Origin of the sequence: Xenorhabdus aichiensis (genome assembly GCF_028598775.1) — a bacterium.
Lineage (GTDB): Bacteria > Pseudomonadota > Gammaproteobacteria > Enterobacterales > Enterobacteriaceae > Xenorhabdus > Xenorhabdus bovienii.
The window spans coordinates 73,087-98,335 of the sequence record NZ_JAQRFO010000008.1; the positions used below are offsets into that span (position 1 = coordinate 73,087).

Here is a 25,249-nt window from a genome sequence, read left to right on the forward strand (position 1 = left end):
GTGAATTATGTTCTGGGTAGCTTCTCGGGGCTACCCGTTCTCAAAATTGAACGCCCACGAGAGAGGAAAACATGGCTCGTAAAACACCTATAGCACGTTACCGTAATATCGGTATCAGTGCTCACATCGACGCCGGTAAAACCACGACAACTGAACGTATCCTGTTTTACACAGGCGTGAACCATAAAATTGGTGAAACTCACGAAGGTTCAGCGACAATGGACTGGATGGAGCAGGAGCAGGAGCGTGGTATCACAATCACATCTGCTGCGACAACTGCATTCTGGTCTGGTATGGCTAAACAGTATGAGCCACACCGCGTCAACATCATCGACACCCCAGGCCACGTTGACTTCACCATCGAAGTAGAACGTTCCATGCGTGTTCTTGACGGCGCAGTAATGGTTTACTGTGCAGTTGGTGGTGTTCAGCCGCAGTCTGAGACTGTATGGCGTCAGGCTAACAAATACAATGTTCCACGTATCGCGTTCGTTAACAAAATGGACCGTATGGGGGCAAACTTCCTGCGCGTAGTAGAACAGATCAAAACCCGTTTGGCTGCGAACCCTGTTCCACTTCAACTGGCAATCGGCGCTGAAGATACCTTCACCGGTGTTGTTGACCTGTTGAAAATGAAAGCGATCAACTGGAGTGAAGCAGATCAGGGTGTGACTTTCGAGTACGAAGAGATCCCTGCTGACATGGTTGAGCTGGCTCAGGAATGGCACCAGAACTTGATCGAATCCGCTGCAGAAGCATCAGAAGAACTGATGGACAAATATCTGAGCGGTGAAGAGCTGACTGAAGAAGAAATCAAGACAGCTTTGCGTAAGCGTGTTCTGGCTAGCGAAATTATCCTGGTTACCTGTGGTTCTGCATTTAAGAACAAAGGTGTTCAGGCGATGCTGGATGCCGTTGTCGATTACTTGCCAGCGCCAACTGACGTTGAGTCTATCAAAGGTATGCTGCCAGACGGTAAAGATACCCCAGCAGAGCGTCATTCCAGCGATGACGAACCTTTCTCGGCACTGGCGTTCAAAATCGCGACTGACCCATTCGTGGGTAACCTGACTTTCTTCCGTGTTTATTCTGGTGTTGTTAACTCTGGTGACACAGTACTTAACCCAGTGAAAGACCGGAAAGAACGTTTTGGCCGTATCGTTCAGATGCACGCTAACAAACGTGAAGAAATCAAAGAAGTCCGCGCAGGCGATATCGCTGCTGCGATCGGTCTGAAAGATGTCACTACAGGTGATACTCTCTGCGATCTGAACTTGCCAATCATTTTGGAGCGTATGGAATTCCCAGAGCCAGTTATCTCTGTTGCCATCGAACCAAAAACTAAAGCTGACCAAGAAAAAATGGGTATCGCTTTAGGACGTCTGGCTCAGGAAGACCCATCATTCCGCGTATCCAGTAACGAAGAAACTGGTCAGACTATTATCGCGGGTATGGGTGAATTGCACCTCGACGTTCTGGTTGACCGTATGCGTCGCGAATTTAACGTTGAAGCGAACGTAGGTAAACCTCAGGTTGCTTACCGTGAAACTATTCGCAATACCGTTGAGCAGGAAGGTAAACACGCTAAACAGTCAGGTGGTCGTGGTCAGTATGGTCACGTTTGGCTACGTGTTGAGCCTCTGGAACCAGGTGGCGACGGTTACGTGTTCGAGAACGCAATCGTCGGTGGTGTTGTTCCTAAAGAATATATTCCAGGCGTAGATAAAGGCGTTCGTGAACAGCTGAAAGGCGGTGTTCTGGCTGGTTATCCAATTGTTGACGTTAAAGTTACCCTGTTTGATGGTTCTTATCATGACGTTGACTCCTCAGAAATCGCCTTTAAAATTGCTGCATCCATGGCATTTAAAGAAGGCTTCATGAAAGCGAAACCAGTTCTGCTGGAACCAATCATGAAAGTTGAAGTGGAAACACCAGAAGACTACATGGGCGACGTCATCGGTGACTTGAACCGTCGCCGTGGTATGATCGAAGGTATGGATGATCTAGCAACGGGCAAAATTGTTCGTGCTCAAGTACCATTATCTGAAATGTTTGGTTATGCTACTGACCTGCGTTCTCAGACCCAAGGTCGTGCTTCTTACTCCATGGAGTTCTTGAAGTACAACGAAGCGCCTAGCAACGTCGCTCAGGCTATTATCGAAACTCGTAAAGCTAGATAAGTTTTCGGGTTTACTATCTTTTGGCTCCCTTATCTTCGTGATGAGGGAGCGATATTAAGGAATAGAGTCGTGTCTAAAGAAAAGTTTGAACGTAAAAAACCGCACGTTAACGTTGGTACTATCGGTCACGTTGACCACGGTAAAACTACCCTGACTGCTGCAATCACCACTGTTCTGGCGAAAACTTACGGCGGTAGCGCTCGTGCATTCGATCAGATCGATAACGCACCAGAAGAAAAAGCGCGTGGTATCACCATTTCTACTTCTCACGTAGAATACGATACCCCAACTCGCCACTATGCGCACGTTGACTGCCCAGGCCACGCCGACTATGTTAAAAACATGATCACGGGTGCTGCTCAGATGGATGGCGCAGTTCTGGTTGTTGCTGCAACTGATGGCCCAATGCCACAGACTCGTGAGCACATCCTGCTGGGTCGTCAGGTAGGCGTTCCATACATCATCGTGTTCCTGAACAAATGTGACATGGTTGATGATGAAGAGCTGCTGGAACTGGTTGAAATGGAAGTCCGTGAGCTGCTGTCTCAGTACGATTTCCCAGGCGATGATACGCCAATCATCCGTGGTTCTGCGCTGAAAGCGCTGGAAGGCGAAGCAGAGTGGGAAGCGAAAATCATCGAACTGGCAGAAGCACTGGATTCCTACATTCCAGAACCAGAGCGTGACATTGACAAGCCATTCCTGCTGCCAATCGAAGACGTATTCTCCATCTCTGGCCGTGGTACTGTAGTGACTGGTCGTGTTGAGCGTGGTATCGTTAAAGTGGGTGACGAAGTTGCAATCGTTGGTATCTCAGATACGGTGAAAACAACGTGTACTGGCGTTGAAATGTTCCGCAAACTGCTGGACGAAGGCCGTGCTGGTGAGAACGTAGGTGTTCTGCTGCGTGGTACTAAGCGTGACGAAATCCAACGTGGTCAGGTACTGGCTAAACCAGGTTCAATCCAGCCGCACACTCAATTCGAATCAGAAGTTTATATTCTGAGCAAAGATGAAGGTGGCCGTCATACTCCATTCTTCAAAGGTTACCGTCCTCAGTTCTACTTCCGTACAACTGACGTAACCGGTACTATCGAACTGCCAGAAGGCGTTGAGATGGTAATGCCAGGTGACAACATCAACATGATCGTTACCCTGATTGCTCCAATCGCAATGGACGAAGGTCTGCGTTTCGCCATCCGTGAAGGTGGCCGTACTGTAGGTGCTGGTGTTGTTGCTAAAGTGATTGCATAATTTTTTTATGTGTTCATTCTGGAAGGGCATCGACAGATGCCCTTTTTATACGTTGTCTTAAGAAGAACCTATCTCATCAATAGTTGTCTGATAATGAGTGGATCATTACTCAATGGTTGTAGCGAATTATTGGTGAGATAGGCTCTGATACAACGGATGGGCTTTGTTATCATGCAGATACGAAAAGTCCTACTGAATTATGGTGCCAAGTCAGATACAATTACAATTATCTTTGGGTTCGGTCTGATTTGTTTTGCTCTTGCGAGGCAAGCTGGCTATCTATTTACATCATAGTTACAGGTTGGTTTATGAGTGCGAATAGCAATGCTCAAGAAAGCAGGCGTGGTCTTGATATAGCAAAATGGTTACTGGTGGCAGTGCTGCTAGTAGTTGCTATTGTGGGTAATTATTATTACCGGGAGTATAACCTGGCTCTGCGCGCGATAGCCGTCGTTGCTATTGTTGCCCTTGCAGGAGCAGTTGCATTCTGGACTGCAAAAGGTAAAGCCACATTAGCATTTGCCCGTGAAGCCCGCGTTGAAATGCGTAAAGTCATTTGGCCAACTCGCCAAGAAGCTCTGCACACAACATTGATTGTTGCAGCGGTGACAGCTGTCATGTCCCTGATTTTGTGGGGGTTGGATGGTATACTGGTGCGTTTAGTTTCATTTATTACAGGCCTGAGGTTTTAAAAAATGTCTGAATCCCCAAAAAAGCGTTGGTATGTCATACAGGCATTTTCTGGGTTCGAAGGTCGTGTTGCTCAATCTCTGCGTGAACATATCAAATTAGATGGTATGGAAGATTCTTTCGGCGAAGTCATGGTGCCGACAGAAGAAGTTGTTGAGATCCGCAGTGGCCAACGCCGTAAGAGCGAGCGCAAATTCTTCCCAGGTTATGTCTTGGTACAAATGGTAATGAACGATGCAACTTGGCATCTGGTTCGCAGTGTACCGCGCGTAATGGGTTTTATCGGTGGTACATCTGACCGTCCGGCTCCGATCAGTGACAAAGAAGTCGATGCTATTATGGATCGTCTTCAGCAGGTTGGTGATAAACCACGGCCAAAAACCTTGTTCGAGCCAGGCGAAATGGTTCGTGTCAGCGATGGTCCGTTTGCAGATTTCAATGGTGTAGTGGAAGAAGTCGATTACGAGAAGAGCCGCTTGAAAGTTTCGGTTTCTATCTTTGGCCGTGCTACGCCAGTTGAGTTGGATTTCAGTCAGGTAGAGAAAGCCTAATCTGATGCTTAATTGAGCAATCTGGCTTGCAAAGGGTGTGAAATTATCATACAATTTCGCGCCTTTTATTTTTAAGTATTGTTTTTTAAGTGGCCTGGTCTTTTAGACGGGGCCTGAATCGTTAGGGGAGCCTCTTTCTGAGGCGATAATACCCATATAGAGGAAATATAGATGGCTAAGAAAGTACAAGCCTACGTTAAGCTGCAAGTTGCAGCGGGTATGGCTAACCCAAGCCCACCAGTTGGTCCAGCTCTGGGTCAGCAGGGTGTTAACATCATGGAATTCTGTAAAGCGTTCAATGCGAAAACTGAAAGCATTGAAAAAGGCCTGCCAATTCCAGTTGTTATTACTGTTTACGCAGACCGTTCTTTCACTTTCGTTACCAAAACCCCACCAGCTGCCGTTCTGCTGAAAAAAGCAGCGGGCATTAAATCGGGTTCTGGTAAACCAAACAAAGAAAAAGTTGGTAAAGTAACCAGCGCACAGATCCGCGAAATCGCGGAAACTAAAGCTGCGGACATGACTGGTGCTGACGTTGACGCGATGATGCGTTCAATCGAAGGTACTGCTCGTTCCATGGGCCTGGTAGTGGAGGGTTAATCAATGGCTAAACTGACCAAGCGCATGCGCACTATCCGTGGTAAAGTTGATGCAACTAAACAATATGACATCAACGAAGCTGTTGCTCTGCTGAAAGAATTGGCAACTGCCAAATTCGTAGAAAGCGTTGACGTAGCTGTTAATCTTGGCATCGATGCTCGTAAATCTGACCAAAACGTTCGTGGCGCAACTGTTCTGCCACACGGTACTGGTCGTTCAGTACGTGTTGCTGTATTTGCTCAGGGCGCAAACGCTGAAGCGGCTAAAGCTGCTGGCGCTGAACTGGTAGGTATGGACGATCTGGCTGATCAGATTAAGAAAGGCGAGATGAATTTCGACGTAGTTATCGCATCTCCAGATGCAATGCGCGTTGTTGGCCAACTGGGTCAAATTCTGGGTCCTCGCGGCCTGATGCCAAACCCGAAAGTGGGTACTGTAACTCCTAACGTTGCTGAAGCTGTACAGAACGCTAAAGCAGGTCAGGTTCGTTACCGTAACGACAAAAACGGCATCATTCACACCACCATCGGTAAAGTTGACTTTGACGCTGACAAACTGAAAGAAAACCTGGAAGCCCTGATAGTTGCGCTGAAAAAAGCAAAACCATCTTCAGCTAAAGGTATTTTCATCAAGAAAGTTAGCCTGTCTACCACCATGGGTGCAGGTGTTGCGATCGACCAGTCTGGTCTGAACGCTACAGCTTAATTTAAGCTGAAAGTGAATAACGCTTTACCTTAGCGTTGGATTTGTCTAAAATCTGGCGCTTAAAATTTGCCTTATATTGTATATAACAACTAATATAAGTCGTTATATAAAATCTATATCAGGTAGAAAACAGTTTTCGGTTGGAGCTTGGCCTAATCCAAGCCCCGTCCAAGACCGCAGGCGTAAGTGATTACTTAATATCCTGCGTAGACGGTGACAGAGCCAAATGAAATTTATTTTCTGGATTCTGCTCACCGTGTTTCAGCGCTCAGGCACGCTTGGTGCTTTGAGTGAAGTGAGTCCCGGGTTTTCCCGGTTAATCCAGGAGCAAGAAGCTAATGGCACTAAATCTTCAAGACAAACAAGCGATTGTTGCTGAAGTCAGCGAAGTAGCCAAAGGCGCGCTGTCTGCGGTTGTTGCGGATTCTCGCGGCGTTACCGTAGGTAAAATGACTGAACTGCGTAAAGCAGGTCGCGAAGCTGGCGTTTACATGCGTGTTGTTCGTAACACCCTGATGCGTCGTGCTGTTGAAGGTACGGATTATGAGTGCCTGAAAGAAGCGTTTGTTGGTCCAACCTTGATTGCTTTCTCTAGCGAACATCCGGGCGCAGCTGCTCGTCTGTTCAAAGAATTCGCGAAAGCGAACCCAGCATTCGAGATTAAAGCAGCAGCCTTTGAAGGTGAGTTTATTTCAGGTGAAAATATCGATCGCCTGGCAACACTCCCAACTTACGAAGAAGCAATCGCACGCCTGATGGCAACCATGAAAGAAGCCTCTGCAGGCAAACTGGTTCGCACTCTGGCTGCGCTACGCGATCAGAAAGAAGCTGCTTAATAGCCTATTTCCTTCGTTGCTTTTTAACGTATAAACTTTTTCTGAATTTTAGGAACACTTGTTATGTCTATCACTAAAGAACAAATTCTGGACGCAGTTGCAGAAATGTCTGTAATGGACGTTGTTGAACTGATCACTATGATGGAAGAAAAATTCGGCGTTTCTGCTGCTGCAGCTGTAGCTGTTGTTGGCGGTGCTGCTGAAGCCGTTGAAGAAAAAACTGAATTCGACGTAATTCTGTCTAGCATTGGTGCTAACAAAGTTGCTGTAATCAAAGCAGTACGTGGCGCAACTGGCCTGGGTCTGAAAGAAGCTAAAGACCTGGTTGAAAGCGCACCAGCTGCTCTGAAAGAAGGCATCAGCAAAGACGACGCTGAAGCTCTGAAAAAATCTCTGGAAGAAGCTGGTGCTTCTGTTGAGATCAAGTAAGATCAGTTTTAAGTTCGCAGCCTGACTTTAAAGGCTGATGGCTGGCGATTTTTAATCGCCAGCCTTTTTGCGCTGTAGGGAGTTAGTAGCATTTCACACTGTTTGGCTGCTAATCAACCCAAAATACTCTTTCCTATTGACGACTTAATATACTGCGTTCTCAGCTACGATCCACTCGGGTAGCTCGGTAGTCAGTTAGCGCAATGAAATGATTTAAGAGTAATAGCAATGAGTATTACGGAAAATATTCTATTTTCTGTTCGAAAAAATAGTGTTGCAGAGTGCTGTCCTAAAGGGCGGGCAGAGTGGGTCACTGATCAGCGAGCTGAGGAACCCTATGGTTTACTCCTATACCGAGAAAAAACGTATTCGTAAGGATTTTGGTAAACGTCCACAAGTTTTGGATATTCCATATCTCCTTTCTATCCAACTTGACTCGTTCCAGAAGTTTATCGAGCAAGATCCTGAAGGCCAAAATGGACTGGAAGCGGCCTTCCGTTCTGTGTTCCCAATTCAGAGTTACAGCGGCAATTCCGAGCTGCAATATGTAAGCTACCGTCTTGGTGAACCTGTTTTTGATGTGCAAGAGTGTCAGATCCGTGGTGTGACTTATTCCGCACCGCTGCGCGTTAAACTGCGTCTGGTGATCTATGAGCGCGAAGCGCCAGAAGGCACAGTCAAAGACATTAAAGAACAAGAAGTCTACATGGGTGAAATTCCACTCATGACTGATAACGGGACTTTCGTTATCAACGGTACTGAGCGTGTTATCGTATCTCAGTTGCATCGTAGCCCAGGCGTTTTCTTTGACAGTGATAAGGGTAAAACCCATTCATCCGGTAAGGTACTGTATAACGCACGTATCATCCCTTACCGTGGTTCATGGCTGGATTTCGAATTCGATCCTAAAGATAACCTGTTTGTGCGTATCGACCGCCGTCGTAAACTGCCGGCTTCGATTATTCTGCGCGCAATGAATTATAGTACTGAAGACATTCTGAACCTGTTCTTCAACAAAACGATCTTCGAAATTCGCGATAACAAATTGCAGATGACTCTGGTTCCAGAACGTCTGCGTGGTGAAACGGCTTCATTTGATATTGAAGCAAACGGCAAGCTTTATGTTGAAAAAGGCCGTCGTATCACCGCACGTCATATCCGCCAGTTAGAAAAAGATCAGGTAGACCGTATTGAGGTTCCTGTCGAATATATCGCGGGTAAAGTCGTCGCAAAAGATTACATCGATCAAAACACGGGTGAAATCCTCTGCGCTGCTAACATGGAACTCTCTCTAGATCTGTTGGCGCGTCTGAGCCAGTCTGGTCACAAAACCATCGAGACTCTGTTTACCAACGATCTGGATCACGGTGCATACATCTCCGAAACTCTGCGTGTTGACCCAACCAACGATCGCCTGAGCGCGCTGGTTGAAATTTACCGCATGATGCGTCCGGGTGAGCCACCAACACGTGAAGCCGCAGAAAATCTGTTTGAGAACCTGTTCTTCTCTGAAGACCGCTATGATCTGTCTGCGGTTGGCCGTATGAAGTTCAACCGTTCTCTGGATCGCACAGAAATTGAAGGTTCCGGTATCCTGAGCAAAGAAGACATCACTGATGTGATGAAGAAGCTCATCGATATTCGTAACGGTAAAGGTGAAGTGGACGATATCGACCACTTGGGTAACCGTCGTATCCGTTCTGTCGGCGAAATGGCGGAAAACCAGTTCCGCGTTGGCTTAGTTCGTGTAGAACGTGCTGTGAAAGAGCGTCTGTCACTGGGCGATCTGGATACCCTGATGCCACAGGACATGATCAACGCCAAACCAATTTCTGCTGCGGTGAAAGAGTTCTTTGGTTCCAGCCAGTTGTCCCAGTTTATGGATCAGAACAACCCGCTGTCCGAAATTACTCACAAACGTCGTATCTCTGCATTGGGCCCAGGCGGTCTGACCCGTGAGCGTGCAGGCTTCGAAGTCCGTGACGTACATCCAACCCACTACGGTCGTGTATGTCCTATCGAAACGCCTGAAGGTCCAAACATCGGTCTGATTAACTCACTGTCCGTTTATGCTCGTACCAATGAGTATGGTTTCCTTGAAACCCCTTACCGTTTGGTACGTGACGGCGTAGTAACCGATGAAATTCATTATCTGTCTGCTATCGAAGAAGGTAACTACGTCATTGCACAGGCTAACACCGTGCTGGATGAAGAAGGCCACTTCGTAGAAGATCTGGTGACTTGCCGTCATTATGATGAATCCAGCTTGTTCAACCGTGATCAGGTTCAGTATATGGACGTTTCGACACAGCAGATCGTGTCCGTCGGTGCTTCCTTGATCCCATTCCTTGAACACGATGACGCCAACCGTGCATTGATGGGTGCGAACATGCAACGTCAGGCAGTTCCGACTCTGCGTGCTGACAAGCCGCTGGTTGGTACAGGTATGGAGCGTGCAGTTGCCGTTGACTCCGGTGTAACTTCAGTCGCCAAGCGTGGTGGTGTGATTCAGTACGTGGATGCATCCCGTATCGTTATTAAAGTTAACGAAGACGAAATGTACGCGGGTGAAGCTGGCATCGATATCTATAACCTGACCAAATACACGCGTTCCAACCAGAACACCTGTATCAACCAGATGCCATGTGTTTCTCTGGGTGAATTGGTAGAACGCGGTGATGTACTGGCTGACGGCCCATCCACTGATCTGGGTGAACTGGCGCTGGGTCAGAACATGCGCGTGGCGTTCATGCCATGGAATGGTTATAACTTCGAGGACTCCATTCTCGTATCTGAGCGTGTTGTTCAGGAAGACCGTTTCACTACCATTCACATTCAGGAACTGGCTTGTGTGTCTCGTGACACCAAACTGGGGCCTGAAGAGATCACTGCTGACATCCCTAACGTGGGCGAAGCTGCGCTGTCTAAACTGGACGAATCCGGCATCGTTTACATCGGTGCGGAAGTGAAAGGTGGCGATATTCTGGTTGGTAAAGTGACACCGAAAGGTGAAACCCAATTAACACCAGAAGAAAAACTGTTGCGTGCGATCTTCGGTGAGAAAGCATCTGACGTTAAAGACTCTTCACTGCGTGTGCCAAACGGTGTTGCCGGTACTATTATCGACGTGCAGGTCTTTACCCGTGATGGCGTAGAAAAAGACAAGCGTGCGCTGGAAATCGAAGAAATGCAGTTACGTCAGGCGAAGAAAGACCTGACAGAAGAACTGCGTATCTTCGAAGCTGGTTTGTTTGCCCGTATTCACTCCGTACTGGTTGCCGGTGGAATTGAAGCGGAAAAATTAAGCAAACTGCCGCGCGAGCGCTGGTTAGAGCTGGGTCTGGCTGATGAAGAGAAACAGAATCAGTTGGAACAGCTGGCAGAACAGTATGACGAACTGAAAGCTGAGTTCGAGAAAAAACTGGATGCTAAACGCCGTAAGATCACTCAGGGCGATGATCTGGCACCGGGTGTGCTGAAAATCGTTAAAGTGTATCTGGCTGTTAAACGCCAGATCCAGCCTGGTGACAAGATGGCAGGTCGCCATGGTAACAAGGGTGTTATCTCTAAGATCAACCCGATCGAAGATATGCCTTACGATGAAAACGGAACACCTGTAGACATCGTATTGAACCCGCTGGGTGTACCATCACGTATGAACATCGGTCAGATTCTGGAAACTCACTTGGGTATGGCGGCTAAAGGCATTGGTGACAAGATCAATGCAATGCTGAAACAGCAGCAGGAAGTTGCCAAACTGCGTGAATTCATCCAGAAAGCCTATGATCTTGGTGACGATACCCGTCAGACAGTTGACCTGAATACTTTCACTGATGAAGAAGTTCTGCGTCTGGCTGAAAACCTGAAAAAAGGTATGCCAATCGCAACACCTGTCTTCGACGGTGCGAAAGAGACTGAAATCAAAGAGCTGTTGAAACTGGGTGGCCTGCCGACTTCCGGTCAGATCACGCTGTTTGACGGCCGCACTGGTGAGCAGTTCGAGCGTCAGGTTACTGTCGGTTACATGTACATGCTGAAACTGAACCACTTGGTTGATGACAAAATGCATGCCCGTTCTACCGGTTCTTACAGCTTGGTTACTCAGCAGCCGCTGGGTGGTAAAGCACAGTTCGGTGGTCAGCGCTTCGGTGAGATGGAAGTGTGGGCATTGGAAGCATACGGTGCTGCGTACACCCTGCAAGAAATGCTCACCGTCAAGTCCGATGATGTTAATGGTCGTACCAAGATGTATAAAAACATCGTGGATGGTAACCACCAGATGGAACCAGGCATGCCGGAATCTTTCAACGTATTGCTGAAAGAGATCCGTTCGTTGGGTATCAACATCGAGCTGGAAGACGAATAAATCGTTTTCCCGCTGGTACTGTCCGGTATGAATATGCCGGGCAGTTTACCAGCCAGTGGTTACACTGGTCATAGGGGGGGGTGGCATGGGCCACTCACCTAACAGGTCTAACTCCGACAGGAGCCATTTCGTGAAAGACTTATTGAAGTTTCTGAAAGCGCAAACTAAGACCGAAGAGTTTGATGCAATCAAAATTGCTCTGGCCTCTCCAGATATGATCCGTTCGTGGTCATTCGGGGAAGTAAAAAAGCCGGAAACCATTAACTACCGTACGTTCAAGCCTGAACGTGACGGTCTTTTCTGCGCACGTATCTTCGGGCCAGTAAAAGATTACGAATGCTTGTGTGGTAAATACAAGCGTTTGAAACACCGTGGTGTGATTTGTGAGAAGTGTGGCGTCGAAGTGACCCAGACTAAAGTTCGTCGTGACCGTATGGGTCATATCGAGCTGGCATCTCCAACCGCTCATATCTGGTTCCTGAAATCTCTGCCATCCCGCATCGGTTTGCTGCTGGATATGCCACTGCGCGACATTGAACGCGTACTGTACTTCGAATCCTATGTGGTTGTTGAAGGCGGCATGACCAGCCTTGAGCGTGCGCAGATCCTGACAGAAGAACAGTATCTGGATGCATTGGAAGAGTTCGGTGATGAATTTGATGCAAAAATGGGCGCAGAAGCGATCCAGGCTTTGCTGAAAAACCTCGATCTGGAAAACGAATGTGAGACCTTGCGTGAAGAGTTGAACGAAACTAACTCTGAAACTAAGCGCAAGAAGCTGACCAAGCGTATTAAACTGTTGGAAGCATTCATTCAGTCTGGCAACAAGCCAGAATGGATGGTTCTGACCGTTCTGCCAGTTCTGCCACCGGATTTGCGTCCATTGGTTCCTCTGGATGGCGGCCGTTTTGCAACTTCAGACTTGAACGATCTGTATCGTCGCGTTATTAACCGTAACAACCGTCTGAAACGCCTGCTGGATCTGGCTGCGCCAGACATCATCGTACGTAACGAAAAACGTATGTTGCAGGAAGCGGTTGATGCGCTGCTGGATAACGGCCGTCGCGGTCGTGCGATCACCGGTTCTAACAAGCGTCCTCTGAAATCCTTGGCAGACATGATCAAGGGTAAACAAGGTCGTTTCCGTCAGAACCTGCTGGGTAAACGTGTTGACTACTCAGGCCGTTCTGTAATTACCGTAGGGCCATACCTGCGTCTGCATCAGTGTGGTCTTCCTAAGAAGATGGCATTGGAGCTGTTCAAGCCATTCATCTACGGCAAGCTGGAACTGCGTGGTCTGGCGACGACTATCAAAGCCGCCAAGAAAATGGTTGAGCGTGAAGAAGCGGTCGTATGGGATATCCTTGATGACGTGATCCGTGAGCACCCAGTTCTGCTGAACCGTGCACCGACCCTTCACCGTTTGGGTATCCAGGCATTTGAGCCAGTTCTGATCGAAGGTAAGGCAATCCAGTTGCACCCATTGGTCTGTGCGGCCTATAACGCCGACTTCGATGGTGACCAGATGGCTGTTCACGTACCGCTGACACTGGAAGCCCAGTTAGAAGCACGTGCGCTGATGATGTCTACCAACAACATCCTGTCTCCAGCGAGCGGTGAGCCAATCATCGTTCCCTCTCAGGACGTTGTATTGGGTCTGTACTACATGACTCGTGACTGTGTTAACGCCAAAGGCGAAGGCATGGTTTTGACCGGTCCTAAAGAAGCTGAACGCGTTTATCGCGCCGGTCTGGCTTCTCTGCACGCCCGTGTCAAAGTTCGTATCACTGAAGAAGTGAGAGATGGCGAAGGCAATGTCACCACCAATACGGGGCTGGTGGATACCACCGTCGGTCGTGCCATCCTGTGGATGATTGTACCGCGTGGCCTGCCTTACTCGCTGATTAACCAGGCGTTGGGCAAAAAAGCTATCTCCAAGATGCTGAACACCTGTTACCGCATTCTGGGCTTGAAACCAACCGTTATCTTAGCTGACCAGACCATGTATACCGGTTTTGCTTACGCTGCCCGTTCAGGGGTATCCGTAGGTATTGATGACATGGTTATTCCTGAGAAGAAAGAAGGCATCATTGCAGAAGCGGAAGCGGAAGTGGCCGAAATTCAGGAACAGTTCCAGTCAGGTCTGGTAACTGCGGGCGAACGCTATAACAAAGTTATCGATATCTGGGCTGCGGCAAACGAACGTGTTGCCAAGGCGATGATGGAAAACCTGTCTACTGAAGCTGTTATTAACCGTGATGGCGAAGAAGAACAGCAAGTTTCTTTCAATAGCATCTTTATGATGGCTGACTCCGGTGCTCGTGGTTCTGCCGCTCAGATCCGTCAGTTGGCGGGTATGCGTGGCCTGATGGCAACACCAGATGGTTCCATCATCGAAACCCCAATCACCGCGAACTTCCGTGAAGGTCTGAACGTACTCCAGTACTTCATCTCAACCCACGGTGCTCGTAAAGGTTTGGCGGATACCGCATTGAAAACGGCGAACTCCGGTTACCTGACTCGTCGTCTGGTTGACGTTGCCCAAGATTTGGTCGTGACTGAAGATGACTGTGGTACTCACAACGGTATCTTGATGACTCCGGTTATCGAAGGTGGTGATGTTAAAGAGCCATTGCGTGAGCGTGTACTGGGTCGTGTGACGGCTGAAGATGTCCTGAAACCAGGTACAGCGGATATTTTGGTTTCACGTAACACTCTGCTGAATGAAAAATGGTGTGATCTGTTAGAAGAAAGCTCCGTTGACAGCGTGAAAGTACGCTCCGTAGTAAGCTGTGAGACAGACTTCGGCGTCTGTGCAAACTGTTACGGCCGTGACCTTGCCCGTGGTCATATCATCAACAAAGGTGAAGCAGTTGGTGTTATCGCGGCACAGTCAATCGGTGAACCAGGTACACAGTTGACGATGCGTACGTTCCACATCGGTGGTGCGGCATCTCGTGCGGCAGCAGAATCCAGCATTCAGGTACGTAACAAAGGTCATCTGAAACTGTTCAACGCGAAATACGTTACTAACTCAGCAGGCAAACTGGTTATTACTTCTCGTAATACAGAACTGCGTCTGATTGACGATTTCGGTCGTACTAAAGAGAGCTACAAAGTCCCTTACGGCTCGGTATTGTCGAAAGGTGATGGCGAGATAGTGACTGGCGGCGAAACCGTTGCGAACTGGGATCCACACATCATGCCAGTCGTGAGTGAAGTATCCGGTATCATCCAGTTCTATGACATGGTGGATGGCCAGACCATTACTCGTCAGACGGACGAATTGACCGGTCTGTCATCACTGGTGGTTCTGGACAGTGCAGAACGTACAGGTAGCGGTAAAGACCTGCGTCCGGCACTGAAAATCGTTGACGCTCAGGGTAAGGATGTTCTGATCTCAGGTACTGATATGCCTGCTCAGTACTTCCTGCCGGGTAAAGCGATTGTTCAGCTGGAAGATGGCATGTCTATTTCTGCGGGTGATACGCTGGCGCGTATTCCTCAGGAATCTGGCGGTACTAAAGATATCACCGGTGGTCTGCCACGCGTTGCGGATCTGTTCGAAGCACGTCGTCCGAAAGAGCCAGCTATTCTGGCAGAAATCAGCGGTATTGTTTCCTTCGGTAAAGAAACCAAAGGTAAACGTCGTCTGGTAATCAGCCCATTGGATGGCAGTGATGCTTACGAAGAGATGATCCCTAAATGGCGTCAGCTCAACGTATTCGAAGGTGAAGTTGCTGAACGTGGTGACGTGATCTCCGATGGCCCAGAATCTCCACATGACATTCTGCGTCTGCGTGGCGTTCATGCGGTTGCCCGTTACATCACCAACGAAGTACAGGAAGTTTACCGTCTGCAAGGCGTTAAGATTAACGATAAACACATCGAAGTTATCGTTCGTCAGATGCTGCGTAAAGTGACTATCGCAAATGCGGGTAGTTCTGAGTTCCTCGAAGGCGAGCAGGTTGAATACGCGCGTGTTAAAGTCGCGAACCGTAAGCTGGAGCTTGATGGCAAATTAGCGGCTACCTTCCATCGTGACCTATTGGGTATTACTAAGGCATCACTGGCAACAGAATCCTTCATCTCTGCGGCGTCGTTCCAGGAAACAACGCGCGTACTGACTGAAGCCGCTGTTGCAGGTAAACGTGATGAATTGCGTGGCCTGAAAGAGAACGTCATTGTTGGCCGTCTGATCCCTGCGGGTACAGGTTATGCTTACCATCAGGAGCGTATCCGTCGTCGTCACGCAAACGAAGTGGTTGAAGCGCCACAAGTCAGCGTTGACGAAGCCACTGCAAACCTTGCTGAATTGTTGAATGCAGGTTTCGGTAGCAGCAGCGATAAAGAGTAGTATTATGGTGTATAGAATCATCTTCTATACACATCGCTAATCATAAAATGCCCTCTCTTGGTGGAGGGCATTTTTTATTGGATGGAAAAATAAAATGAGCCGAATCGTCTATGTTATTGAAGTCGCTTTATTACTGTTTTTTAGTTTCTTTTCCAATCCTGTATTAGCACAGCGCCACGATTTATCAAACTATCGCTACATGGAGGTGACTAAAGACAGTGAAATATATGCTCGGGTAGGTGAACATATTGTTCAGGTTGGATTATTAAAGAAAGGTCATTTTCTCAAGGCAGCTAAGGAGAAAGGCGATGAGAACGATCATTACGAATTTCATTTTGGTAATGGCCAAGGCTATATTGCGAAAGAAAATCTAAAAGAAGTCAAAAAATCTGTATCTTTCAATGTTCCGCTCGCTACTCTTGATAAAAAAGTCAGCGAAAATTTAATGATTTTTAAGGATGTTCGGGTTTATAGCACGCCTGAAGTTAATAGTTCATCGATTGCGATTCTGAGCGCTAATCTCCGTTATCCGATTCTGGACAAACTGAAAGATCCCTCACACCAGACGTGGTATGAAGTGAATCTGGGTGATCGCTTGGGGTATATTAGTGGTCAGGATGCTGAACTAGATCATGGCATTCCCTTGCTGACCTACCATCATATTTTGGAAGATAAAGAGAATAAGCGTTTTCTTCATACCTCAACAACGACCTCTTTAGTGGCTTTTCGCGAGCAAATGGATTACTTGAAACAGGCAGGTTACACCACGATTTCATTGTATGAGTTGGAAGGCTATCTGAATGGGACTCTCAATTTACCTGCAAAAGTGATTGGTCTAACGTTTGATGATGGATTGAAATCCATTTACCGTTACGCCTATCCAATCTTGAAAAAGAATGGACAGAAAGCGACTCTTTTTATTATTTCATCCCGAATCAAACGGTATCCGCAGGAATGGGATTCTGAAGGCCTGCAATTTATGAGTCTTTCTGCATTATATGCTACAAAGGATGTGTTTGATTTTCAGTCTCATACCCATTTTTTGCATCGTCTGGGGAAAAATAAACGACCAATATTATTCAGCCGTTCATATCACACCATTCTGTATGATTTTGAACGTTCTCGTCGTGCGCTGTCACAATTTAATCCCCATGTTCTCTATCTCTCCTATCCCTTTGGTGGATATAACCAGCAAGCCATGGACGCAGCCAGAAAGGCAGGATTTCATTTAGCAGTCACAACCACACAGGGTAAGGTAAAACTGGGAGATAATCCATTTGCATTGAAGCGTTTATATATATTACGAACTGATTCTATTGAAAAAATGGAAAAAGTGATTGCTAATTAATGGGATGAAATATTTTTATAACTTATTAATAATCGGATGTGGAATATGAATTATTGAATAATGTGTAGTTATCCTTTTGGAATTACAATATATTTATATTTATATTTATATTTATATTTATATTTATATTTATATTTATATTTGTATTTGTATTTGTATTTGTATTTGTATTTGTATTTATTTTTTTATTATTTTGGATATTTATTTCTTAGGAGTGATATTAAAAGAATATCTGGTTAATAAAGGGGTTATAGATTGTTAAATGAATATCTCATTTCTTACCATAACCCCAATAATAAATTGAGCTTATTTGGAATTTTTTATCATTTTGATAAAGGTATCCCTTGCAGTTGATGATCCCAAGCGTTCAGCCTCATCCAGCAGATGTAGTGCTTTATCAATATCACCACTATTAATCGCTTTCTTAATGGCGTCATTGAAATATTTTTCGGTATCACCCAGAACTGGTTTGTTTTTGGGGGCAATAGCTGGCACAACAGGTTGTCGTGTTGTAACGGCCGTCGTTGCTGTTTGCATGGAGCCGACCGTGACAGGTTTTGGCGCTGGTGCTGAGAAGGCCTGACCAATCAGAACATTACCGGCATCGCGTTCTGATTTCACTTTTAGCGTTAATGTTCCTGTTTCCGTATGGTGAGCCATCGGATCAGGAATATTAGGTACGGCATTACCTACTCCCTGAGCATAGGCTTTAGCTGGATTGACCATTTGTGTCGATGACTGCAAATCAGCACGGGTGGTATAAACCAGCAGGTAAATTTGCTGTTGCCCCAATGCGGGTGTTAATTTTAACGTCCCTTCAAGCCTGTCAACTGACATAATGCCCGGTCGTTGATATTGAAAATAATGACTTGGGTAAAAGGCTGCGGGGCGCAATTGCTCATCAAGCACTAACACATTGGGCGAATAAACCTGCTTATCCTTTATCAGGCTATTCAGAGTGATCTCTAATGCACCCTGGTTGGCTGGCAATGCAAATGTAGCTACCGCTCCTTGAATATCCCCTTCATTAATCTGGGATGATGCACTATTCAGGATAATAGTCTGAGTGGCATGAGTATTAGCTGGCAGCCACTTTAATTTCTGTAAGGACGACATAGTCAGCGCAGGTGCTGTGGTATTGTGCAGTTTGCTATCGGGCACAACTACATTGTCAGAACTGTCAGGCATGGCTGTATCAGGTGCTGCATAGCTCGCTGCGGGAAGTGCATAGCAAAGCAGAGTACTGAGACAAACTGAAAGCAGTTTTATTTTCATTGTATTAGCCTTGTCTGAATCCATTACCACCAAGCTTCGAATTGGGCGCCAAAGGTGAATTCATCACTGTTACCACGGCTGAAACGGTGTGATGACGAATCACTGTAGGCAACACCCTTCGTGTAACCGTCATTTTTGTTTGCATAGCCCCATTTTTCATCCCATTTGGCATAAGTTGCAAACAAACGGATTGCTGGGCGTGACCAGATACTGTCACCTGCCTGCCATTGCTGTGCCAGCGTGATTTTGTATTGATTGTTGGTGTCTTTGGTGCGTTGAGATTTCACATTGTCATAGCCGACTTCCAGCAAAGTACTCATGATGGGCGTCCATTTGTACATTGGGCGGACACCAACGGTGTACCATGTGTTGCCGTTGCGATTATCGCGATCTATATTCTGATACATGGCTAAATACATCAGATCCCATTTATCCGTAATATTGATAGCACCATGATTCAGGATGCGTAACATATGCCCATCATTGTTTACGCTGGCACCTTCTGAATGGCCACTATTGTAGGAAGTCATGGCATCAGTGGCGTACTGTACGACAAATTTATTAAAGCCACCTAACATGCTTTGAGTATGTTCAGTTGTCAGCATTACACCATCTTTAGATGCTTTTTGATCCAGATGGTAACCCTTGCGCGCATTGGCACGTCCATAGTCGATGCCAAGCTCCAGAGTGCCGCCTTCATTCACCTGTAAATTAGCCAGCCGTACGTCGAAAACATCATTGGAAGTCTGAACTTCATCGCGTTTATCGGCGATCCAGCCATGCGAACCACCGGATTCCGTATTGCGGGTCACGGCAAGGGAAAGTTTACCAAATCCCAAATCAATATCCTGCAAACCTGCTCCAGGGCCGGAGATGTCCCAGTAATAAAAATCGATCATATGCACATCGTGTCGCTGGTAGAAACGCTTACCTGCCCATAGCGTCGAACCAGGCAGCCAGTCAATGATGTTGCTTGCCTGAACGTTGACTTCGCGGAAAGCTGGGTTGGTTGATTCCCAGTCATCTTTCTGTGCAACGGAATAGGCCACATTGGTATCAAAATAGAAACGCTTGTTACCCTCTTTCCATAACTCTTGCCCTAGTTTTAGTTCCGCATAGGTTTCACACTCATTGCCCAGACGGTACTTACTCTGTGCACCAGTGCTTTGGACACATTTCTGTTCTCCTCCTTTACCTGCCCAGCCAATGCCAGAACGGGCATAACCGTGGAATTCCACCGCAGCGGCCTGCATGGATAACAAACCAGTCAGCATGGCCAATGAAAGAGGTAAGATACGCATAATGATTCTCCTGTTATTTTTTTATGGCACGAGTTCAGACTCCGGGCTCTTTATGTAAACGCTGACATGCAGTTCCATCTTCGCGGAATAGATGACAGCGATGGGGAGCTAACCCGATAGTGAAGGTTGCTCCTTCTTCCACGAGAACAACATCAGGCTGGCGGTAAACCAAATTTTGGTGAATTGCAGGTATACGGATGTGAATCTGAGTTTCATTCCCCAGTTGCTCTACGATTTGTACTGTTCCTTCCAGCGTTACGTCGGCCACATCATTAGGCAGCAGGTGTTCGGGGCGGATACCTAGAGATACATTGCTACCGATAGTGACATCCTTACTTTCAACTGGTAGCCAGACATGCTGCCCGTTAGGCAAAATAATTTGTACTTGATCGACTGCTGTGGCAGAGACTTTGACTGGTAGGAAATTCATCTTTGGGGAACCGATGAAGCCCGCAACAAAACGGTTGGCAGGGTAGTGATAAATTTCGAGTGGCTTACCGACCTGAGCAATGTTGCCCGCATCCAGAACGACGATTTTATCCGCCAGCGTCATGGCTTCGGTTTGATCATGCGTAACATAGATCATCGTGCGTTGCAGGCGTTGGTGCAGGCGTGAAATCTCAATGCGCATCTGGACACGCAATGCAGCGTCCAGATTGGAGAGTGGTTCATCCAGAAGAAAGATATTCGGTTCAGCGACCAGAGTGCGACCAATGGCAACTCGCTGACGCTGCCCTCCAGACAGTGCTTTGGGGCGACGATCCAGCAGATGGGCGAGCTGAAGAGTTTCTGCAACTTGTTGAACTCGCTTCTGGATATCGCTTTTTTTGATCCCGGCCAGTTTCATGCCGAATGACATATTGTCAGCAACAGACAGATGGGGGTATAGCGCGTAGGATTGAAAAACCATACCTACACTGCGTTTGGCAGGAGGAACATCATTCATTCGCTGCCCTGCTATCAGTAAATCACCGGAGGTAATGTCTTCCAGACCTGCAATCATCCTTAACAGTGTTGATTTTCCACATCCTGATGGACCAACAAAAACAACAAATTCCCCTTCTTCAATCTCAAGGTTGAAGTTTTTGGAAATGACAGTTTCACCATAAGTCTTAGATACATTGCGGAGTGTGACGCTGGACATGTGTTCCCCTCGGAGTTGTCACCCTAGTTTCATGTTTGTAGTAAAAAACTTAGTGAAAAACTGGTGGCAAAATTGTGTGCAAAATAACAGGAATAAAAATCCTCCATCCCATAATTTTTTATGGGGGAGGCATAAGGAGGATGAGATTAATGTGATTGAGAGATTCCGTGAAAAATCACTGAGCAAGATGTGATTTCAATCCCAAAAATTGATGTCTCTTTAAGGTTAACATTCTGATTTTCAGTGTTTTTGTAATCAAGTTCACACTCATTTATGGTGAGGCGTAGAACAGGGGAGGATGAGCTTGCCTTCCGTTGATTGCACACTGGGAACCATTTTCTAGCGGTGTAACGAGAAATTCATCTTGAACCTGCAAACGACGAAAAGGACGGAATGATGACAAAAACAACTCTGAAAGTGGGTGCTCGCGCTCTGATGCTTTCCGTTTTAACGACATGGATACTCTCTGCCCCTGCTTTTGCAAAGCTGGAAGAAGGCAAGTTGGTGATTTGGATCAACGGTGATAAGGGATACAACGGGCTGGCACAGGTTGGTGAGAAATTTGCAAAAGAGACAGGTATTCCTGTTGCTGTTGAGCATCCCGATAAATTCGAAGAAAAATATTCTCAAATAGCCGCGAACGGTGATGGGCCAGATATCATTTTCTGGGCGCATGATCGTTTTGGTGGTTATGCCCAATCTGGTTTATTGGCCGAAGTGACACCTGATCAACCGTTCATGGACAAGCTATTTCCTTTTACTTGGGATGCGGTGCGTTATGATGGCAAACTGATTGGTTATCCCATTGCAGTTGAAGCGCTTTCTCTTATTTACAATAAAGATTTAGTGAAATCTCCGCCAAAGACATGGGAAGAGATCCCTGCGCTGGATAATGAACTGAAAAAGCAGAATAAAAGTGCAATCATGTTCAACTTGCAGGAACCTTATTTCACTTGGCCACTGATTGCTGCTGATGGGGGCTACGCTTTCAAAGTGGAGAATGGTGCCTATAACACCAAGGATAGCGGCGTGAATAATGCGGGCTCCAAAGCGGGGATGCAATTCTTGGTTGATTTGGTGAAAAACAAACATTTGAGTGCCGATATCGATTACTCCATTGCTGAAGCAGCCTTCAATAAAGGCAAAACAGCAATGACCATCAATGGTCCGTGGACCTGGACGAATATCGACAAAAGTAAGATCAATTATGGTGTTACTCTATTGCCAACCTTTAAAGGAAAACCCTCTAAACCGTTTGTTGGCATCTTAACCGCCGGAATCAATGCGGCCAGTCCTAATAAAGAATTGGCGAAGGAGTTTCTGGAAAACTATCTGCTGACTAACGAAGGCTTAGCAACAGTGGATAAGGACAAACCGCTGGGGGCTGTGGCGCTGAAATCTTATCAGGATATCCTTGCGAAAGATCCACGTATTGCTGCCACGATGGCAAATGCTCAGCAAGGTGAAATTATGCCGAATGTTTCGCAAATGAGTAGTTTTTGGTATGCCATGCGCAGTGCTGTCCTTAATGCAGTGAATGGTCGGCAAACTATTGATGCCGCGCTTAATGATGCAGAAAATCGAATAGCTAAATAAACGAATAACAGGTTCCTGATTTTATACCCAATAGATTTCAAGTTGCCGATTTGTTGGCGGCAATTTGAAAGATGAACGGTATAGAAGGAGCGTTAGTGTCTATTGGGATAGGCTCTTAGTAACAGGAAGTGCATGATGTCAGCGAGATTGGACAAAACAGAATGGTGGTCGCATCCTGTCCTAAAATGGTTCGGAGTCAGTCTGTGCCTACTTTTTACCGGTTATTTGATTGTATTGATGTATGCCCAAGGTGAATACCTGTTTGCCATGCTGACACTGGTATTACTGGGAAGTGGTATTTATGTCTTTGCCAATCGTAAGGCTTATGCTTGGCGTTATACCTATCCGGGAATTGCGGGCATGAGCCTGTTTGTATTGTTTCCACTTATTTGTACTGTCGCCATTGCTTTCACGAACTATAGCAGTACAAATCAACTGACTTTTGAACGGGCTCAAACGGTGTTGATGAGTCGTCAATATCAGGCAGGTCAGACACTTAATTTCAAACTTTATCCTGAATCTGAACAGTGGGTACTGGCCTTGAGTGTTCCTGATAGCTCTCAATTACTGGTATCTGATCCTTTTTCTTTATCTACATCTGCAGGGGAAGAAGTCATTTTGCCTTTGCATAAGCAGGAAAAGGTTTTTGAGAGTGATGCCGCCGCATTGCGAACCATAACTCAGTACCGGCAGGCGTTAGGTCAGCTTGTTACTGTTCTGCCGGATGGCAGTAAGTTACGTATGAGTTCACTGCGTCAATTCTCCGGCATACATCCCCTCTATTCCATTGGGGAAGATGGCATTACCTTGACCAACAATCAAACGGAGACACAATATCGACCGAATAGGGATACAGGGTTCTATCAGGCCACGAACGCTGAGGGCGGCTGGAGTGAGGGAACATTAAGCCCGGGATTCACGGTTTCTGTCGGTTGGAAAAACTTTTTGCGGGTTATTCAGGATGACGGTATCCAAAAACCCTTTCTTTCGATTTTTGTCTGGACTGTGATCTTTTCCCTGCTAACGGTGATATTGACGGTGGCGCTGGGTATGATCCTTGCGTGTATTGTGCAGTGGGAGGCGCTTAAAGGACGGGCAATTTATCGTGTACTGCTTATTTTGCCGTACGCTGTTCCTTCGTTTATTTCCATCCTGATTTTTAAGGGGTTATTTAACCAGAGTTTTGGGGAAATCAACCTGTTGCTTAACGGGCTGTTTGGTTTGAAACCGGAGTGGTTTACTGACCCAACACTGGCGCGAACGATGTTGATTATCGTGAATACGTGGCTGGGGTATCCCTATATGATGATCCTTTGCATGGGGCTGCTGAAGTCAATTCCTGATGATCTTTATGAGGCATCGGCTATTGATGGGGCTGGGCCATTACAGAATTTTTCCAGAATTACTTTTCCATTGCTGATTAAGCCGCTGACTCCGTTGATAATTGCCAGTTTCGCTTTTAATTTTAATAACTTTGTTTTAGTTCAGTTGCTGACCAATGGCAGGCCGGATCGCATTGGTACAACAACTCCTGCGGGTTATACCGATCTTTTGGTGAATTATACCTATCGTATCGCTTTTGAAGGGGGCGGAGGACAGGATTTTGGTTTGGCTGCGGCTATTGCTACGTTGATTTTCCTTTTGGTCGGGGCATTAGCCATCATTAATCTGAAAGCGACTCGTATTAAATTTGATTGAGGAGAACGGGTAATGGCGATGGTGCAACCGAAATCACAACGGTGGCGGGTAGGGGCAACACATATGTTAATGCTGGCTTTTATTGCATTGATTTTATTGCCAATGTTGATGGTGATTGCTATTTCTTTGCGACCTGGAAATTTTGCCACGGGTAGTCTTATCCCTGAAACAATTTCATGGGAACACTGGAAACTGGCGCTTGGTTATAGCGTGGAATCCCCAGATGGACGTGTCACCCCCCCACCATTCCCCGTCATACAATGGCTGTGGAATTCAGTAAAAATTGCATTCATTACGGCTACGGGGATTGTGGCTTTGTCAACGACCTGTGCTTATGCCTTTGCTCGAATGCGCTTTCGTGGCAAAAGCACTTTGTTAAAAGGGATGCTGATTTTCCAGATGTTCCCTCCGGTACTTTCGCTGGTGGCGCTATATGCGCTCTTTGATCGATTAGGTGCCTATATTCCATTTATGGGGCTTAATACTCACGGTAGTGTGATTTTTGCCTATATGGGAGGAATTGCACTGCATGTATGGACGATCAAAGGTTATTTCGAAACGCTAGATAGTTCTTTGGAAGAAGCCGCAATGTTGGATGGGGCGACATCGTGGCAAGTTTTCCGTTTGATATTATTACCGCTTTCCGTGCCAATACTGGCGGTAGTGTTTATCCTGTCTTTTATTGGTGTCATAACCGAAGTTCCTGTGGCGTCACTGCTGTTGCGGGATGTAGACAGTTATACTTTGGCGGTAGGAATGCAACAGTACCTTCACCCACAAAACTCCCTTTGGGGGGATTTTGCTGCTGCAGCGGTGCTTTCCGCAATCCCTATCACAGTGATGTTCCTGCTTGCACAGCGCTGGTTAGTCGGTGGGTTAACATCAGGGAGCGTGAAGGGGTGATGTTCAGTTAAAAAGC

At 46.7% G+C, this 25,249-nt stretch carries 17 protein-coding genes; 14 read left to right on the plus strand and 3 right to left on the minus strand.

The window, feature by feature from the left end; translation table 11 throughout:
- Positions 1-71 precede the first annotated feature (71 nt).
- From fusA to PSI22_RS05835, 11 genes are all read left to right on the plus strand, one after another.
- Complete coding sequence (gene fusA, locus PSI22_RS05785) at positions 72-2,180, plus strand: elongation factor G (protein ID WP_273578940.1); 2,109 nt, start codon at positions 72-74, stop codon at positions 2,178-2,180.
- 69 nt (positions 2,181-2,249) lie between these two features.
- Positions 2,250-3,434: an elongation factor Tu gene (gene tuf, locus PSI22_RS05790; protein WP_069317694.1), complete on the plus strand. Its 1,185-nt coding sequence runs from the start codon at positions 2,250-2,252 to the stop codon at positions 3,432-3,434.
- A gap of 308 nt (positions 3,435-3,742) precedes the next feature.
- Positions 3,743-4,126, plus strand: coding sequence for a preprotein translocase subunit SecE (secE, locus tag PSI22_RS05795; RefSeq protein WP_012990340.1), 384 nt, complete (start codon positions 3,743-3,745; stop codon positions 4,124-4,126).
- Positions 4,127-4,129: 3 nt separating this feature from the next.
- Positions 4,130-4,675: a transcription termination/antitermination protein NusG gene (gene nusG / locus PSI22_RS05800; protein ID WP_012990339.1), complete on the plus strand. Its 546-nt coding sequence runs from the start codon at positions 4,130-4,132 to the stop codon at positions 4,673-4,675.
- Between the two features lie 171 nt (positions 4,676-4,846).
- Entirely contained in the window at positions 4,847-5,275 is a 429-nt protein-coding gene (rplK, locus tag PSI22_RS05805) for a 50S ribosomal protein L11 (RefSeq protein ID WP_038260747.1), read from the plus strand.
- 3 nt (positions 5,276-5,278) lie between these two features.
- Positions 5,279-5,980: a 50S ribosomal protein L1 gene (gene rplA / locus PSI22_RS05810; protein ID WP_273578941.1), complete on the plus strand. Its 702-nt coding sequence runs from the start codon at positions 5,279-5,281 to the stop codon at positions 5,978-5,980.
- Between the two features lie 338 nt (positions 5,981-6,318).
- Positions 6,319-6,816 (plus strand): 50S ribosomal protein L10, encoded by a 498-nt coding sequence (rplJ, locus tag PSI22_RS05815; RefSeq protein ID WP_012990337.1) that lies wholly within the window; start codon positions 6,319-6,321, stop codon positions 6,814-6,816.
- Positions 6,817-6,879: 63 nt separating this feature from the next.
- The gene (rplL, locus tag PSI22_RS05820) at positions 6,880-7,245 is read left to right on the plus strand and encodes a 50S ribosomal protein L7/L12 (protein ID WP_012990336.1); all 366 of its coding nucleotides are present in this window, start codon (positions 6,880-6,882) and stop codon (positions 7,243-7,245) included.
- A 337-nt stretch (positions 7,246-7,582) separates the two neighbouring features.
- Positions 7,583-11,611 (plus strand): DNA-directed RNA polymerase subunit beta, encoded by a 4,029-nt coding sequence (gene rpoB / locus PSI22_RS05825; protein ID WP_273578942.1) that lies wholly within the window; start codon positions 7,583-7,585, stop codon positions 11,609-11,611.
- 130 nt (positions 11,612-11,741) lie between these two features.
- Positions 11,742-15,968: a DNA-directed RNA polymerase subunit beta' gene (rpoC, locus tag PSI22_RS05830; RefSeq protein ID WP_273578943.1), complete on the plus strand. Its 4,227-nt coding sequence runs from the start codon at positions 11,742-11,744 to the stop codon at positions 15,966-15,968.
- A 94-nt stretch (positions 15,969-16,062) separates the two neighbouring features.
- Entirely contained in the window at positions 16,063-17,316 is a 1,254-nt protein-coding gene (locus PSI22_RS05835) for a polysaccharide deacetylase family protein (protein WP_306310516.1), read from the plus strand.
- A 306-nt stretch (positions 17,317-17,622) separates the two neighbouring features.
- Here PSI22_RS05835 and malM read toward each other — a convergent pair whose 3' ends face one another.
- Genes malM through malK form a run of 3 tightly spaced genes read right to left on the minus strand, consistent with a single transcriptional unit; the run spans position 17,623 to position 21,036 of the window.
- Positions 17,623-18,591, minus strand: a complete 969-nt coding sequence (gene malM / locus PSI22_RS05840) for a maltose operon protein MalM (RefSeq protein ID WP_273578944.1) — start codon at positions 18,589-18,591, stop codon at positions 17,623-17,625.
- Between the two features lie 23 nt (positions 18,592-18,614).
- Positions 18,615-19,892, minus strand: a complete 1,278-nt coding sequence (locus PSI22_RS05845; protein ID WP_273578945.1) for a maltoporin — start codon at positions 19,890-19,892, stop codon at positions 18,615-18,617.
- Between the two features lie 34 nt (positions 19,893-19,926).
- Positions 19,927-21,036, minus strand: a complete 1,110-nt coding sequence (gene malK / locus PSI22_RS05850) for a maltose/maltodextrin ABC transporter ATP-binding protein MalK (RefSeq protein ID WP_273578946.1) — start codon at positions 21,034-21,036, stop codon at positions 19,927-19,929.
- A gap of 396 nt (positions 21,037-21,432) precedes the next feature.
- Here malK and malE point away from each other — a divergent pair, with 396 nt between their 5' ends.
- The 3 genes from malE to malG all read left to right on the plus strand — a co-directional run bounded on the left by malE (position 21,433) and on the right by malG (position 25,233).
- Positions 21,433-22,632 carry a maltose/maltodextrin ABC transporter substrate-binding protein MalE gene (gene malE, locus PSI22_RS05855; RefSeq protein ID WP_273578947.1) on the plus strand — a complete coding sequence of 400 codons (1,200 nt, stop codon included), beginning with the start codon at positions 21,433-21,435 and terminating at the stop codon, positions 22,630-22,632.
- 135 nt (positions 22,633-22,767) lie between these two features.
- A complete protein-coding gene (gene malF / locus PSI22_RS05860; RefSeq protein WP_273578948.1) occupies positions 22,768-24,330 on the plus strand; it encodes a maltose ABC transporter permease MalF in 1,563 nt (520 codons plus the stop codon).
- A 12-nt stretch (positions 24,331-24,342) separates the two neighbouring features.
- Complete coding sequence (gene malG / locus PSI22_RS05865; RefSeq protein ID WP_038185383.1) at positions 24,343-25,233, plus strand: maltose ABC transporter permease MalG; 891 nt, start codon at positions 24,343-24,345, stop codon at positions 25,231-25,233.
- Positions 25,234-25,249 lie beyond the last annotated feature (16 nt).